At 45.4% G+C, this 14,253-nt stretch carries 15 protein-coding genes; 8 read left to right on the top strand and 7 right to left on the bottom strand.

Annotation, left to right across the window (positions count from 1 at the left end):
• Positions 1–4 precede the first annotated feature (4 nt).
• Positions 5–961: an HNH endonuclease gene (locus ZMTM_RS10405; protein ID WP_221763785.1), complete on the bottom strand. Its 957-nt coding sequence runs from the start codon at positions 959–961 to the stop codon at positions 5–7.
• A 95-nt stretch (positions 962–1,056) separates the two neighbouring features.
• Between ZMTM_RS10405 and ZMTM_RS10410 the strand changes: the two genes are divergently transcribed.
• Entirely contained in the window at positions 1,057–1,872 is an 816-nt protein-coding gene (locus tag ZMTM_RS10410) for a ScaI family restriction endonuclease (RefSeq protein ID WP_221763786.1), read from the top strand.
• On the opposite strand, the gene ZMTM_RS10415 is transcribed toward ZMTM_RS10410, so the two are convergent.
• The 5 genes from ZMTM_RS10415 to ZMTM_RS10435 all read right to left on the bottom strand — a co-directional run bounded on the left by ZMTM_RS10415 (position 1,817) and on the right by ZMTM_RS10435 (position 7,338).
• Positions 1,817–2,677, bottom strand: a complete 861-nt coding sequence (locus ZMTM_RS10415) for a DNA-methyltransferase (protein ID WP_221763787.1) — start codon at positions 2,675–2,677, stop codon at positions 1,817–1,819. The genes ZMTM_RS10410 and ZMTM_RS10415 overlap by 56 nt on opposite strands.
• Positions 2,678–2,761: 84 nt before the next feature.
• On the bottom strand, positions 2,762–4,519 hold the full coding sequence (locus ZMTM_RS10420; RefSeq protein ID WP_221763788.1) for a recombinase family protein: 1,758 nt from the start codon (positions 4,517–4,519) through the stop codon (positions 2,762–2,764).
• Positions 4,520–4,564: 45 nt separating this feature from the next.
• Entirely contained in the window at positions 4,565–5,377 is an 813-nt protein-coding gene (locus ZMTM_RS10425; protein ID WP_221763789.1) for a ComEC/Rec2 family competence protein, read from the bottom strand.
• A gap of 22 nt (positions 5,378–5,399) precedes the next feature.
• Entirely contained in the window at positions 5,400–6,083 is a 684-nt protein-coding gene (lolD, locus tag ZMTM_RS10430; RefSeq protein ID WP_221763790.1) for a lipoprotein-releasing ABC transporter ATP-binding protein LolD, read from the bottom strand.
• The gene (locus tag ZMTM_RS10435) at positions 6,076–7,338 is read right to left on the bottom strand and encodes a lipoprotein-releasing ABC transporter permease subunit (RefSeq protein ID WP_221763791.1); all 1,263 of its coding nucleotides are present in this window, start codon (positions 7,336–7,338) and stop codon (positions 6,076–6,078) included. The genes lolD and ZMTM_RS10435 overlap by 8 nt, the downstream gene beginning before the upstream one ends.
• Before the next feature lie 130 nt (positions 7,339–7,468).
• On the opposite strand from ZMTM_RS10435, the gene ZMTM_RS10440 reads away from it, so the two are divergent.
• The 7 genes from ZMTM_RS10440 (at position 7,469) to ZMTM_RS10470 (ending at position 13,086) form a co-directional block, all read left to right on the top strand.
• Positions 7,469–8,074, top strand: coding sequence for a riboflavin synthase (locus ZMTM_RS10440; RefSeq protein ID WP_221763792.1), 606 nt, complete (start codon positions 7,469–7,471; stop codon positions 8,072–8,074).
• A gap of 21 nt (positions 8,075–8,095) precedes the next feature.
• Entirely contained in the window at positions 8,096–9,181 is a 1,086-nt protein-coding gene (ribBA, locus tag ZMTM_RS10445; RefSeq protein WP_221763793.1) for a bifunctional 3,4-dihydroxy-2-butanone-4-phosphate synthase/GTP cyclohydrolase II, read from the top strand.
• A gap of 63 nt (positions 9,182–9,244) precedes the next feature.
• Positions 9,245–9,805, top strand: a complete 561-nt coding sequence (locus ZMTM_RS10450; RefSeq protein WP_221763794.1) for a YqgE/AlgH family protein — start codon at positions 9,245–9,247, stop codon at positions 9,803–9,805.
• A gap of 38 nt (positions 9,806–9,843) precedes the next feature.
• Positions 9,844–10,362: a Holliday junction resolvase RuvX gene (ruvX, locus tag ZMTM_RS10455; protein ID WP_221763795.1), complete on the top strand. Its 519-nt coding sequence runs from the start codon at positions 9,844–9,846 to the stop codon at positions 10,360–10,362.
• Positions 10,359–10,862: a bifunctional pyr operon transcriptional regulator/uracil phosphoribosyltransferase PyrR gene (pyrR, locus tag ZMTM_RS10460; RefSeq protein ID WP_404804665.1), complete on the top strand. Its 504-nt coding sequence runs from the start codon at positions 10,359–10,361 to the stop codon at positions 10,860–10,862. The genes ruvX and pyrR overlap by 4 nt, the downstream gene beginning before the upstream one ends.
• Positions 10,862–11,812, top strand: coding sequence for an aspartate carbamoyltransferase catalytic subunit (locus ZMTM_RS10465; protein ID WP_221763796.1), 951 nt, complete (start codon positions 10,862–10,864; stop codon positions 11,810–11,812). The genes pyrR and ZMTM_RS10465 overlap by 1 nt, the downstream gene beginning before the upstream one ends.
• The gene (locus tag ZMTM_RS10470) at positions 11,812–13,086 is read left to right on the top strand and encodes a dihydroorotase (RefSeq protein ID WP_221763797.1); all 1,275 of its coding nucleotides are present in this window, start codon (positions 11,812–11,814) and stop codon (positions 13,084–13,086) included. Before ZMTM_RS10465 ends, ZMTM_RS10470 begins: the two co-directional genes overlap by 1 nt.
• Before the next feature lie 3 nt (positions 13,087–13,089).
• On the opposite strand, the gene ZMTM_RS10475 is transcribed toward ZMTM_RS10470, so the two are convergent.
• Entirely contained in the window at positions 13,090–14,226 is a 1,137-nt protein-coding gene (locus tag ZMTM_RS10475; protein ID WP_221763798.1) for a PilT/PilU family type 4a pilus ATPase, read from the bottom strand.
• Between the last annotated feature and the right edge of the window lie 27 nt (positions 14,227–14,253).

Raw genomic sequence — 14,253 nt, forward strand, 5'->3', positions numbered from 1 at the left:
AAATTCAAAATTTGAATAACTCAATAGATACCTTTGGGTGTAATTCAATTAAAAATTCAAGTAGTGTTTTACGCATTTCTTTTTGGTTATCGGCGTAATGTGCCTTTCGATGATCATTAGGACAAATTGCGACTACATTCCATTCTTCATCTGCTCCATTTTCCGATAATGGAACAACGTGGTGAGTCTCTAAATATATTGAATCCGAAGCAGTCTTAAATCCTTGTTCACCACAATACTCACAAACTCCTTTTGCGCGTTTTAAAACGACATCCCTAACTAATGCTGACCTAACGAAAACTGATCCGACTGCTTCTAGTTTCTTCGGGGAAGTGAATTGATCGATATATTGAATATTGTTTAATGAGTCAGCTGCAATATCAGTGTTTACGTCAGGCTCATCAGATAATGGCAATACATTACGCACTAGTCGAATGGAGCCTGAATCATCATAGCTATGCATGTACCAAAATGCTGTGTCTAATTTTCGGAAATCAACTTCAGAGCGGTCAACTCCGACTTCACTTTTGGATCGGGTTTTGCCTTCTAGTATGATGACTCTTACAGGTTGATTCGTTCGAAAAGCCCTTTGAAGAACTGAATCAAAACGGCGAGCTCTTTTGGCTTGTTGTCTCGCACGAGATTTAACATCTCTGGGTTTCGTTTGATCAATAGCAATCCGATCTAAACTAAGCGCAAAATCCCTAAGGTTGTCTTCATATTCAATCTGACCATCTATCATTTCTAATGACGAGTGCCAAACGCATACTAAAGATGGATTTCCTTCACCACCAAATGCCCACTCAAAACTGTATGCTGGATTAGATGCAGGATTTTTGACGACCCTACCATCATTGGTATATCCCCAATTGCTTATATCAATACCAGCTTCAGCAACTAATTCAATAACGTTTATTGCATTGGTTGGCTTCAATTCATCTAAAACGGAGCTTGTAATCATTTGAGACCTCTATCATTTAGAAACCATAATTAGTTTACAACACGGATTCACTAAGGTAGCTTTCTGATTTTAGGGTCAACATATCGAATATATAAATGTCACCATATGCAACTGCATCAATAGATCAATGGCCTGATATAACTAATCAGCTGATCAGCGACCACCCACTTCATCCAGCCGAAATTCTCGATATTGCACAAGTATGTTGGGAAAGCGTTTGGGAAACGCAAATTGGCTCTGGCTCTACAATAATAAATCTCATCGAAATAAGTCCGCCAGCGACTGTAATTGGTTATTTTTTTGAAAAGCTATTCGCTAAAGAATTGGCCAGAAGATACCCAGCCGAATGGAGAGGTGGTGTCACTGGTAATGATAAAGATTTAGTATGTATTGCTGATAATCAAAAATCCATTGAGATTAAAGCTTCTGGTCAACTAGGTTTGAAAATATATGGAAACCGAAGTTATGGACAGGAAGCAGAAAATGCTCACCTGGTGAAGAAAGATAAAAGTGGCTATTACATTACAGTAAATTTTTATGCCAATGTATTGACGTTAGTCAGATTCGGTTGGATTGATGCTTCAGATTGGCAAGCGCAAAAAGCGGCAACAGGTCAGATGGCTGGCTTAAATCCTAATGTCTATGAATATAAGCTATTACCTTTAAAGGGAAGATATGCTCTTAATGCGCCAATTGGGCTTCTAAGTGGGATTGGTCCTAAACTATCTGGGGAATTGCAGGCAATTGGAATACGACGAGTTATTGATCTGATTCAGTATGATGGCGAAGCAAACAAGTCATTATTGAAAGCGCAAAAAATTGCTCTAACGTATGAAGACCTATTCGCTAAAGAGTTCACAGAGGCTTTTGATGAACCTCAGCCTCCACCAACTTTAGTCGCTGATCAATAAACGAACAATAATCTTTTCGGATTTCAAAACCAATTACAGCCCTACCATTACGTATAGCACTTTCTGCAGTAGTGCCTGAGCCCATAAATGGGTCAAGTAATAAGTTTGATGGATTGGAAAAGCCTTTAACGATTCGATTTATCAGGTCTAAAGGGAACTGAGCTGGGTGAGGGGTTCGTTCGGCAGATGCGCGATTTTCACCAGAAGTAATTTTTGCAATTTGCCATACATCTGATGGGTTTTTGCCAATTGTGTTACATCTTAATTTGCCATTCTTTTTCTGATTCGGATACTTAACATCAGGGTCTCTAATCTCATCGAGATTAAAGGTGTAATTCTGACTATCTTTTACGTACCATAAGAATTTCTCATTGCGTGGTGAAAGGAATTTTTTAGCTGCGACACCAGCTCCGTAATTCCATATGACTTCCTGAATTAGGTAGAATGGAATTTTATCCCATAGCAAATATGTGATCGGTATTGCCTTAGCTTTATTCTCTAAGGAAATATATCCCAGATTTAACCAAAAAGCCCCATCAGGTTTAGTCACTCTGTGAACAGCTTTAATCCATTCTTCACACCAGTCAATATAGGATTGCGTTGATAGGATTTTTTCGTATTCTTTACCAATATTGTATGGTGGGGAAGTAACTACGAGATCAAACAACTCTGGAGGCAATTCATTTAAAGCTTCTAAACAGTCTGTGTTGTAAATCGCATAGTTAGCACCCCTGCACATAGGGCTACCCAGCACGGAGACGATTGACTCAACCGCGCTACTTGGCAATCTGGATAAATCGTTCATTTAGATAGCTTCATAAAAAATGGAATTATACTTTCAATTTTTAATTAAATAGCAGGCTTAGGCTCTTATTCATAACTTACATGCCTATTCAGGACGTAATTTATTCAAATATTCCTCTTCGGTTACTAACTGTCTGTTTTCTCGTACTCCATCTTTTGAAATCGTCGTAACCTCCATATTTTTAAATAGAATCGTCATAAATCTGTTTTCTCGACTGTTGTTTTTATCATAATGATCAAAATATTCGTGAAGTCGACTTTCAGCGAAACCCTCATCCATCATTTTTTTTGTCAGATCATCTCTTTGAAATCTTGTGTATAAGTTTCCACCGGGATACAAAGCAACTTGATGAATAGCACGTTTGATCCTTTGCGCAATTTTGATTCGTAGGTCTCTTAGCTCTTCAGCCTCCAAATCTTCCAATTTATTAAGCAGCTCATTCATCGCCTGCTTTTGTAATAAATTGCCTGATTGCTCTTCTATTTGAATACTTATTTCATGTTCTAAAGATGCCTGTCTGTCTAACAATATAATTTGGGTCTTTTCGAGCTCCGCTACCCGACCAATTATTGAACTAAGCCCATCAACTTGGCCTGATTCGAGCAATCCAACTAGTGCGGCCAATTTAGGCTTATTTTCAGCAATTGCAGATTGCACTTTGATTAGTTCAAGTTGGACAGTCTCCAATAATGTGGCCGCACTGCCTTTATTATTCAATATGTCAGCAAAATCTACTGATTTACAAAACTTTAGAATCTGTTGTTCGATATCTTTATAGTTCCAAATAATGTAGTAGCAGCCTCGCCCTCTTCTGCCAGTACTGCATCCGACAAATTTCTCACTATGAGTTGTTCCATCCCTCTTTCTTTTTGTATGCGCTCCCATATTCATTCGCCCACCACAGTAGCCACATACAAGAAGACCAGAAAAGAGATTGCTTAGTGTTTTACCTTTACTTGCACCGCCTTTTGTCTGTCTCTCTTTCCTAAGTGAGTTAACGTACATCCATTCTTCTTTTGTCATTACAGCAGGGAAGTAATCTTTAATTGGGTCTCCAAAAGCGGCAATAGAACCATCACGCTGAGTATTCATTTGAAACTCGCCATAAATGGCGGTATTGGTAAAAAGCTTCTGAATATAGGATTCGTGCCAACCATCCGTTTTGTTAGAAAAGTTCTTAACTTTCTCTGAGTTTAATCGTTTGACGATGGTGCCATTCCCTAAGCCATCTTTCGCCATTTGAAATATTAACTTTACAGTTTCAACATGTTCAGGAATCAGCTCAAATCCGATGTTGCCAGCTTTTGGCCGCATCCAATAAGGGCAACGAGCAGTTAGCCTCTTATTATCAATATTGGTACGCTTTTGATCCCACGATGCTCGAATGCGCTTACTTTTTACTGCCGACTCCTCAGTTGCCCGACTCATAATTGCAATAGATATAATTAGATTCGACCAATTATCATTGGTGGTTTCTCGGCTATATACCTGCCCATCAGAAAGAGTAACGATGGTAATTCCAGCAGTGAGTATTCCAATAAAAACAACCAATGCATCTAATACCTGTGCACGTGATAACCGATCTAAACTTTCAACAAGTAGATAAGAGCCAACTTTTATGCGGCCAGATTCCACTAGCTTTAAAAATTCGCCAAGTGCACCCTTTGTGATATTGGATTTGTCATATGCAGATAGACCCAAATCTTTAAAACTAAATTTGGTGTCTATTGTTAACCCGTGTTGAGCAGCATAATTCTCAGACAACTCAATCTGTCGCCTTAACGAATCGCCTTTGTTTTGTTCAGCACTCGAAAATCTAATGTAGGAATACGCTATAGCCATTTTTTATCTTTCAAAATATAGCTACATGATATTACGTTTTGACACTTACCAAATACTCATTAAATGATTTGTGCCAGTTTTCAGGAATATTTGCCAATCACTCTGAGAAATGCCACTTTCGTCACCGATTGCCAATGCACGCAGCACGCTTTCATAAGGCTGATTAGCCAACACACGCTGCATGCGCGCACGGATATCTTCCCGAACCGCCTCGACGATATAAGCTGGCCGCATCACAAAATTACTGAGCTTTTGATTATCGTCATCTTTACGCACGTAGCCTGTTGCGCGAATGTTGTGCTCCAGCGCCCACATTTCAAAATCGAAGCCATGTGGGTTTGCAGTGCCATGTGGTTGTTTGAGTCGCACAGTCAACTTCCAGCGTTCGCCCGCATGAAATAAGCTGGTTGGTTTCTCGGCTGGTGCGTTGCTTCCAAACTCGGTGCTGTATTGCGCCAATGAAATATGGGTGGGGACTTTAACGGCTTGATTGCGAGCATCGTCTTGGGTTAATACACGTTCAACATCAAACTCAAAGCGGTCACTACGCTCAAGTTGTTGCGGCATACTGGCGACTACGCCGATGATTTGGATATTCTTGCCCTGCCAGTCTGATGGCAATGCATCTACTAAACTATGATGCGCGTATGAAGATGCCCAAAAGAAACCTGCAGCAAAAGCCGCTAGAAGCAAAAAAGTATTTTTAAAGAATAGGGAGTAAGGGCGTGAGGTTCTTTGAAACAGAAATGAGAGAAATAAACATGGAACCAGCAGCAATGCCCAATAAACACTAGGCAACTCAGGCAATTGCTGTAATACCCAGACACCAAAGACAAACATCAGTGCCAGATAGGTCATAGGAAACTAAACCAAGAAAAAGCTAAGCAGGATTGGCAATCAGCAAGCCATCCTGGAGGCTATATTGTCTCGTCAACTTGCCCGCGAGTTCTAGGTCATGCGTCACCACAATCAGGCTGACGCCTTGCTCACGGTTTAACTCTAGCAGTAAATCAAATACGATATGCGCAGTATGGCGATCTAAATTGCCAGTAGGCTCATCGGCCAATACGCATTGTGGGCTGGTCACCAAAGCACGGGCGACTGCCGCACGCTGGCGCTCACCTCCAGACAATTCGCCAGGCATGTGTTCCAGCCTGTGTTTGAGGCCGACTTTAGTGAGAATCTCGGCAGCCTTTTCAAGCGCTTGTTCGCGCGGTAATCGACGAATTAGCAGCGGCATAGCCACATTCTCGAGCGCTGTAAACTCAGGCAAGAGATGATGAAACTGATAGACAAAGCCTAGCGACTGGTTACGCAACTCACCACGTTTAGCTTCACTCAAGGTTGCTAACGGATACCCCAACACACTGACATCACCTGCACTCGGCGCATCCAGGCCACCAAGCAAATGCAGCAAGGTACTTTTACCTGAGCCAGATGTACCGACAATCGCCACTTGTTCACCCTGATTGACTTGCAGATCTATCCCATTAAGAACGGCAACATCCAAACCTGCATAGGTTTTCTGCAAATTGTTGCAGCTAATAATGGCAGGCTTACTCATATCTTAAAGCCTCTGCTGGATTAATCTTAGAAGCGCGCCAGCTAGGGTACAAAGTAGCCAGCAAACTTAAAACGAACGACATTCCCGTGATGGTTAGCACGTCAGACCAGAGCAAATGCGAGGGCAATTCGCTGATGTAATACACGTCTTTTGCCAGAAACTGCACACCAAACACATGCTCGATAAACGGCACAATCACGTCAATATTCAGCGCAATCAGCACGCCGCCGATAGTGCCAAAAAATGTGCCTATCACGCCAATCAACGCGCCTTGTACAATAAATATCTGCATGATGCTGGCTGGGCTTGCCCCTAGCGTTCGCAGGATGGCAATGTCTGCGCGCTTGTCAGTGACTGCCATCACCAACGTTGAAACAATATTGAATGCAGCGACTGCAACAATGAGCGCCAGAATGACGAACATGACACGTTTTTCCATCTGCACGGCGCGGAAGAAATTGGCATGTTGCTCCGTCCAATCCGTGACGAAGAAATTACCTTTATCGCTCAATTGTTGCGTGATTTGGCGCGAAACCTGCGGCGCTAAAAATAAATCATCAAGCTTGAGCCGGACGCCTGAAACATCACTATCCATGCGGTAAAGCTTAGCGGCATCGTCCATGTGGATCAGTGCCAAGCCTGAGTCATATTCATACATCCCGACCTGAAACAGGCCAACCACTTTAAATTGTTTGATACGTGGCACCAAGCCTGTTGGCGTGAACTGACCTTGCGGTGAGAGCAAGACTACTTTGTCGCCCATGAATACGCCTAGCGATTGCGCTAGCTCTACACCCAGGATAATCCCAAATTCTCCTGACTTTAAATCACTCAATTTGCCAGCGCGCATACTGGCACCCAAATCGGCGACTTTATCTTCATCTTCAGGCAAAACACCGCGAACTATCGCACCCTGAACGGCCTGACCATAAGACAACATGCCTTGCGCCATGATGTAGGGCGCGACTGCTTTAACGTGCGGCGCGTCTTTAACCTCAGCTGCCACATGCTGCCAATCCTGCAGCACATTATCGGGGCCAGTAATCTGCATATGAGAGGCCACGCCAAGTATGCGTGAGCGCAGTTCTTCCTGAAAACCATTCATGACGGAGAGCACGACGATCAGCGCAGCAACGCCAAGACCGATGCCGATCATGCTGGTGAGGGAAATGAAAGAGATGAAGTGGTTACGGCCCTGGCCACCCTTGGCGCGGGTGTAGCGTAAGCCGACAAATAATTCGTATGAAAAAGTCATGCGGCATTCTATCTTGAAATTAGCGCTGCCCCAATCCATTTAAAGCCGTGCACCTAAGCTTTTAAAATTGATAGGCGAAAAAGCCTAGATCAATCACGTCAGATCAATAGCCGTCTGTTAAAATTACGCTATGTTTACAGGAATCATTCAGGCCGTAGGCCAAATATCAACAGTCACTTCCATCGGAGAAGACATCAAGCTCAGCATTGGCACTGGCAGCCTTGACATGTCAGATGTCGCACTTGGCGACAGTATCTGCGTTAATGGCGTATGCCTCACCGCGATAGAGTTTGATGCGCATTCGTTTAAAGCTGATGTTTCAAAAGAAACCTTGAGTTGCACCGTTGGCTTGGATACCGAGCGCGCAGTCAATCTGGAAAAAGCCTTGCGCCTTTCTGATCGACTTGGTGGTCATCTTTTGAGCGGTCATGTGGATGGCGTCGGGCAGATCGTACGTTTTGAGCCAGTTGAAGCCTCAATGCTGCTTTCTGTGAGAGTGCCGCACTCAATCGCGCGCTATATCGCGGTAAAAGGCTCCGTGGCAATTGATGGGGTTAGCCTGACTGTAAATAGCGTAGAAAAAGACACGTTTAGCGTGAACCTGATTCCACATACTCTGGAACATACCTCGCTAAAAAGCTTGGGTATTGGTAGCCGCGTGAATATCGAAGTCGACCAAATCGCGCGCTATTTAGAGCGCATGGCACAATGGAATAATGAAGATGAAAGCGCTTGAACTCTCAAGTGATCAAAAGCAATGATTAGTTCTACCGCAGAAATTATTGAAGACATCCGCCTAGGCCGCATGGTCATTCTGGTGGATGAAGAAGACCGTGAGAATGAGGGTGATCTGGTACTTGCAGCCGAGTTTGCTACGCCAGAACACATTAACTTCATGGCCAGATTTGGTCGTGGCCTGATTTGCTTAACGCTGACTGAAGAACGCTGCCAGCAACTCGAATTACCGCCGATGGTACAAAAAAACGGCGCACAGCTCGGCACTGCTTTCACCATTTCAATTGAAGCCGCCACAGGCGTCACCACTGGCATCTCAGCCGCTGACCGCGCCCGCACCATACAAGTCGCTGTCGCAAAAAACGCCAGCGCGAAGGATATTGTCAGCCCAGGCCATATTTTCCCATTATCAGCTGAAGATGGCGGCGTGCTAGTCCGCGCAGGCCATACAGAAGCGGGTTGCGACCTTGCCGCACTGGCAGGCCTTGAGCCAGCCTCCGTCATTTGCGAGATACTCAAAGACGATGGCAACATGGCGCGGTTGCCTGATTTAATCGAATTTGGCCGACAGCACCAGATCAAAATCGGCACCATTGCTGACTTGATTCGTTACCGTAGCCAGCATGAATCACTGGTAGTGCGCGCTGCTGAGCGCACCATACAAACGCCTTACGGTGAAATGCGGCTGATTGCATATGCCGATAAAATCGCCAATGAAACGCATCTGGCATTAGTCAAAGGCACCCCAAGCGCCGACAAAGAAACTTTAGTACGCGTGCATGAGCCACTCTCTGTGTTCGACTTGCTCGATAGCTCGAGCAACTCACATTCATGGAACACCTTAAAAGCCATGCAAGCCATACAAAAAGCGGATGCTGGCGTGATTGTATTGCTGCAACGCAATGAAAACAGCATGGATTTAATCCATAGAATCCAGCAGGCAGATGAGCCTATCCGCATCAAGCAAGACCTACGCAATTACGGCATAGGCTCGCAGATATTGGTGGATCTCGGTGTAGGTAAAATGCGCTTGATGGCAACACCACGCAAGATGCCGAGCATGGTGGGTTTTGGACTAGAAATCACAGGCTACCTAGAAGCAGAATAAGCACTAAAACATGGGCCAGATTTCCTTGGCTATCATGATGATTGTTATGAGATAATAAGCACTGTGGAAAATGTAAATCTTACTGGTCACTTCCTAATCGCAATGCCCGCATTGGAAGACCCGCATTTCGCAAAATCTGTCACTTATATCTGCGAGCATAATCCAGATGGCGCCATGGGCATTGTCATCAACCGCCCTACCGACATGACGCTCAATGCCTTGTTCGAGCAAATCAATATTAAATTAGAAGATAACCCAATTGCTGCAAAGGCTGTTCACTATGGCGGCCCTGTGCAATCAGACCGCGGTTTTGTGCTGCATCAGCCTGCAGGTAACTGGCAATCATCGATCACCATCCAGGGTGATACTGCCCTGACCACATCCAAAGACATTCTTGAAGCGGTTGCCAATGGCACAGGCCCTGAAAAAATCCTCATCACGCTCGGCTATGCGGGTTGGGGGGCAGGTCAGATTGAGCAAGAGATGGCAAAGAACGCCTGGCTGTCAGTTGAGGCGAAAGACTCCGTGATTTTTGATACAGCAAGCGCAGAAAAACTCAATGCAGCCATGGCTTTGTTGGGCCTTGATTTCGCTAAGCTATCGGAAGATGTTGGACATGCTTAAAGCTAGCGCAACTCCACAGACCTGGGAAAACTAAGCGCATGCAAACTAGCATCAAAGCCATCAATAATGAACCTGCCATACAAGCCCAGTTAAATGGGCAAGGCACTGTGTTGGCATTCGATTTTGGCGAAAAACGCATAGGCGTAGCACTTGGCGAACACATGCTGGGGATTGCCCACCCACTGACCACCATTAATACTGAATCCAACGATGATCGATTCAAGCAGATTGCCGAATTGGTCTCAGAATGGAAACCTGCTTTACTGGTAGTTGGCCTGCCGCTATCGCTTGATGGTGAAGAACACGCAGTCACCCTGCTTTGCAAAAAATTTGCGCGCCGACTAGATGGCCGTTTCAGTCTGCCCGTTGTGATGATTGATGAGCGTTTAAGCTCCATAGAGGCTGAAAGCACGTTAAAAGAAATAGGCATTACCGGGCGTAAACAAAAAACTATGATTGACCAAGTTGCAGCACAACATATTCTGCAATCTTATTTTGACCATATGGCACAAGAAAACCAGATGAGCGCAAACCTGCAAAAAGGCCAGCATCAATGACCATCACGCTTCCAGATGCTGAGTTACTGTTTAAGCAGCTAGTAGAAAAAATTAAGCCTCTAATCACCGCAGATACCGCATTAGTGGGTATTCACAGCGGCGGCGTGTGGCTATTAGAGCGGCTTCTGGCTGAACTGGGAAATGACGTCAAGCATGGCACCCTAGATGTGTCGTTCTATCGTGATGACTTCAACCAGCGAGGCTTGCATGCTGAACCCAAGCCATCCAATATCCCATTTGAGGTTGAAGGCAGCCACATCATCTTGATCGACGATGTGTTTTACACTGGCCGCACCATCCGTGCTGCCATGAACGAGCTGTTTGATTATGGTCGCCCTGCCAGCATCAGCTTGGCTGTGCTAGCCAACCGTGGCGGGCGTGAATTACCAATAATGCCGCAAATCAGCACCTTTGATATTGACTTGGTAGCAAACAAAAATCTGCAACTACTGCGCCATGATGATGGCCGTTTTTACCTGCAACTGGAAGAAAGCGATTAATGCACAACCCGCAACTCAGTGATGATGGCAAGCTGAAACACCTGCTATCGATTGAAGGCCTGCCGCGCAACATATTGAACCAGATTCTGGATACGGCGGAATCATTTGTCGGCGTTGCCGAACGTGAAGTGAAAAAAGTCCCCTTATTACGCGGCAAGACTGTCTGCAATATATTCTTTGAAAACAGCACGCGTACTCGCACTACCTTTGAAATTGCAGCCAAGCGACTGTCTGCAGATGTCATCAACCTCAACGTCAATACCTCGTCGCAATCTAAAGGCGAGACCATATTGGATACGATTGACAACCTGATTGCTATGCATGCCGATATGTTTGTGGTGCGGCACGCGCAGTCCGGCGCAGCGCACTTTATCGCGCGTCATGTTGGGCCACATATCAATGTGATCAATGCTGGTGACGGCCGTCATGCACACCCTACGCAAGGTCTGCTGGATGTATTTACAGTGCGTCATTACAAGCCAGACATGCATAATTTGCGGGTTGCGATTGTGGGCGATGTGCTGCATTCGCGAGTGGCTCGCTCTGAAATACACGCGCTCACCACGCTGGGCGTGCCGGAAGTGCGCGTGATTGCCCCTAAAACCCTGCTACCCCAACATGTAGAAAAACTGGGCGTGCATGTCTATCACGATATGCGCGAAGGGCTAAAAGATGTGGATGTGGTCATGATGCTGCGCCTGCAAAACGAGCGCATGAATGGCGCGCTGCTTCCAAGTGCCCAGGAATATTTTAAATGCTACGGCCTCACACAAGAGAAACTGGATTACGCCAAGCCCGATGCAATCGTCATGCACCCAGGCCCGATGAACCGCGGTGTAGAAATTGACTCTGCCGTAGCCGATGGTAATCAATCCGTAATACTGCCACAAGTGACTTACGGTATTGCCGTGCGTATGGCTGTCATGAGCATTTTGGCTGGGAATTCGTGATGAATATACTGATAAAAAATGGACACGTGATTGACCCCAAAAATGGCCTGGATGCCAAGCATGATATTTATATTGCTAATCACAAAATCGCAAGTGTAGGCAAAGCGCCAGATAGCTTTATCGCAGACCAAACCATAGATGCAACAGGCTTAGTGGTTTGCCCAGGATTAGTCGATTTATCCGCACGTCTGCGTGAACCAGGCTTTGAGTACAAAGCCACTCTGGAAAGTGAATTACAAGCGGCTGTAGCAGGTGGCATCACCAGCTTGGCATGCCCACCAGACACAGACCCCGTGTTGGATGAGCCTGGCTTGGTTGAGATGTTAAAACATCGTGCCAAACAGTTAAATCTAACTAATGTTTATCCGCTAGGCGCACTCACCAGCCAATTAGCTGGCAAGCAGATTACCGAGATGTGTGAGCTAGCTGAAGCTGGCTGCGTAGGGTTTTCACAAGCAGATACTGCGATTATTGATACGCAAGTACTATGGCGTGCCATGCAATATGCGGCTACTTTCGGCTTCACTGTCTGGCTACGTGCTGAAGAACCCTTTATGGCAAAAGATGGCGTAGCGCATGATGGGGAAATTGCTGCCAGACTTGGGTTAAAAGGCATTCCAGCAGCGGCTGAAACACTTGCGCTGGCGGCTATTTTAAGTATCGCCAAAGAAACTGGCGCCAAGGTGCATATCTGCCGCTTGTCTTGCGGCGAAAGCATAGCGATGGTGCGCGAAGCCAAGAAGCAAGGCTTGCAAGTGACTTGTGACGTGAGTGCTAACCATCTGCATTTGACTGAACATGATATTGGTTTTTTTGATGCGTATTTTCACCTTAAACCACCGCTACGCAGCCAGCGTGATAAAGATGCACTGATTGCAGGGCTAAAAGACGGCACGATAGACGCGACCTGTTCAGACCATACGCCAGTAGATGATGATGCGAAACTCGTACCGTTTGGCGAGTCGGAAGCCGGCGCTACGGGCCTTGAGTTGCTGTTACCACTTACCCTGAAATGGGCGACTGAGAACAAAGTTAAACTCGTTGATGCCATCACCCGTATCACGCTAGCACCTGCTAGCATTCTCGGCATTGATAGCGGTCATTTGAGTGTGAATGCCAACGCGGATATTTGCATTTTTGATCCAGAGCAATACTGGAAAATAGAGTCTAAAGCACTACTCAGCCAAGGAAAGAATAGCCCGTTTTTAGGCTTGGAATTAGCGGGGAAAGTGCGGTATACCTTATTGAATGGGCAAGTTGTTTACCAAAACTAACGCTTAAACAATGCCCAGCCCATCAAGCCCTTCAGCCATATTCTTATCCTGCGCGGCGCGGCCTTCAAGCTTGATCTTGAGGCGCACATCGTTCACTGAATCGGCGTTACGCAAGGCGTCTTCATAACTAATATCGCCTGCTTCGTATAGATCAAACAGTGATTGGTCAAATGTTTGCATGCCAAGCTCGCGTGACTTGGACATGATTTCCTTGATTTCATGTACATCGCCCTTGAAGATCAAGTCTGAAATCAATGGCGAGTTCAACATCACCTCAACTGCAGCAGAGCGGCCTTTGCCGTCCACTTTAGGAATCAAGCGTTGAGAAACAAAGGCACGCACGTTGAGGGATAAATCCATTAATAATTGTGCACGGCGCTCTTCAGGGAAGAAGTTGATAATACGATCTAATGCTTGGTTAGTACTGTTTGCATGTAAAGTCGCCATACACAGGTGACCTGTTTCAGCAAAGGCAATCGCATAATCCATGGTCTCGCGATCACGAATTTCACCAATCAGGATCACATCGGGTGCCTGGCGTAATGTGTTTTTCAATGCTGCAAACCAGTTTTCCGTATCCACACCGACTTCACGTTGCGTAATGATGCAGTTCTTATGGTCATGAATATATTCAATCGGGTCTTCAATCGTAATGATATGGCCGTAGCTGTGTTCGTTCCGATAACCAATCATGGCGGCCAGTGAGGTTGACTTACCTGAACCCGTACCGCCCACAAATATCACTAAACCGCGCTTGGTTAGTGCAATGTCTTTAAGTACAGATGGTAGATTGAGCTCCTCAAAATTTGGGATTCTTGATGTAATAGTACGGAATACCAGACCAGTAGAACCTCGCTGCACAAAGGCATTGACGCGAAAACGCGCCACATTGGGAATGCTGATGGCAAAGTTACATTCACGCGTCGCATCAAACTCTGAAGCCTGTTTGTCATTCATGATGGAACGCGCGATTTCGCGGGCATGCTGTGCACTCAAGGCCTGATTGGTGACTGGTGTCATCTTGCCATCGATCTTCATTGCGGGCGGAAATCCTGCCGTAATGAAAAGGTCAGATGCTTTTTTTGCAATCATCATGCGCAATAAATCAAAAACGAATTTTTCTGCCTGGCCTTGATCCATGGTTCTACCTTGAGATTGTTGCTATCT

Source organism: Methyloradius palustris, assembly GCF_019703875.1.
Taxonomy (GTDB): Bacteria; Pseudomonadota; Gammaproteobacteria; order Burkholderiales; family Methylophilaceae; genus Methyloradius; species Methyloradius palustris.

Excerpts from the sequence above, each read along its gene's own strand:
- ZMTM_RS10405 (WP_221763785.1), bottom strand. The coding sequence starts at position 961 with ATGATTACAAGCTCCGTTTTAGATGAATTGAAGCCAACCAATGCAATA.
- ZMTM_RS10410 (WP_221763786.1), top strand. The coding sequence starts at position 1,057 with ATGTCACCATATGCAACTGCATCAATAGATCAATGGCCTGATATAACT.
- ZMTM_RS10415 (WP_221763787.1), bottom strand. The coding sequence starts at position 2,677 with ATGAACGATTTATCCAGATTGCCAAGTAGCGCGGTTGAGTCAATCGTC.
- ZMTM_RS10420 (WP_221763788.1), bottom strand. The coding sequence starts at position 4,519 with ATGGCTATAGCGTATTCCTACATTAGATTTTCGAGTGCTGAACAAAAC.
- ZMTM_RS10425 (WP_221763789.1), bottom strand. The coding sequence starts at position 5,377 with ATGACCTATCTGGCACTGATGTTTGTCTTTGGTGTCTGGGTATTACAG.
- lolD (WP_221763790.1), bottom strand. The coding sequence starts at position 6,083 with ATGAGTAAGCCTGCCATTATTAGCTGCAACAATTTGCAGAAAACCTAT.
- ZMTM_RS10435 (WP_221763791.1), bottom strand. The coding sequence starts at position 7,338 with ATGACTTTTTCATACGAATTATTTGTCGGCTTACGCTACACCCGCGCC.
- ZMTM_RS10440 (WP_221763792.1), top strand. The coding sequence starts at position 7,469 with ATGTTTACAGGAATCATTCAGGCCGTAGGCCAAATATCAACAGTCACT.
- ribBA (WP_221763793.1), top strand. The coding sequence starts at position 8,096 with ATGATTAGTTCTACCGCAGAAATTATTGAAGACATCCGCCTAGGCCGC.
- ruvX (WP_221763795.1), top strand. The coding sequence starts at position 9,844 with ATGCAAACTAGCATCAAAGCCATCAATAATGAACCTGCCATACAAGCC.
- pyrR (WP_404804665.1), top strand. The coding sequence starts at position 10,359 with ATGACCATCACGCTTCCAGATGCTGAGTTACTGTTTAAGCAGCTAGTA.
- ZMTM_RS10465 (WP_221763796.1), top strand. The coding sequence starts at position 10,862 with ATGCACAACCCGCAACTCAGTGATGATGGCAAGCTGAAACACCTGCTA.
- ZMTM_RS10470 (WP_221763797.1), top strand. The coding sequence starts at position 11,812 with ATGAATATACTGATAAAAAATGGACACGTGATTGACCCCAAAAATGGC.
- ZMTM_RS10475 (WP_221763798.1), bottom strand. The coding sequence starts at position 14,226 with ATGGATCAAGGCCAGGCAGAAAAATTCGTTTTTGATTTATTGCGCATG.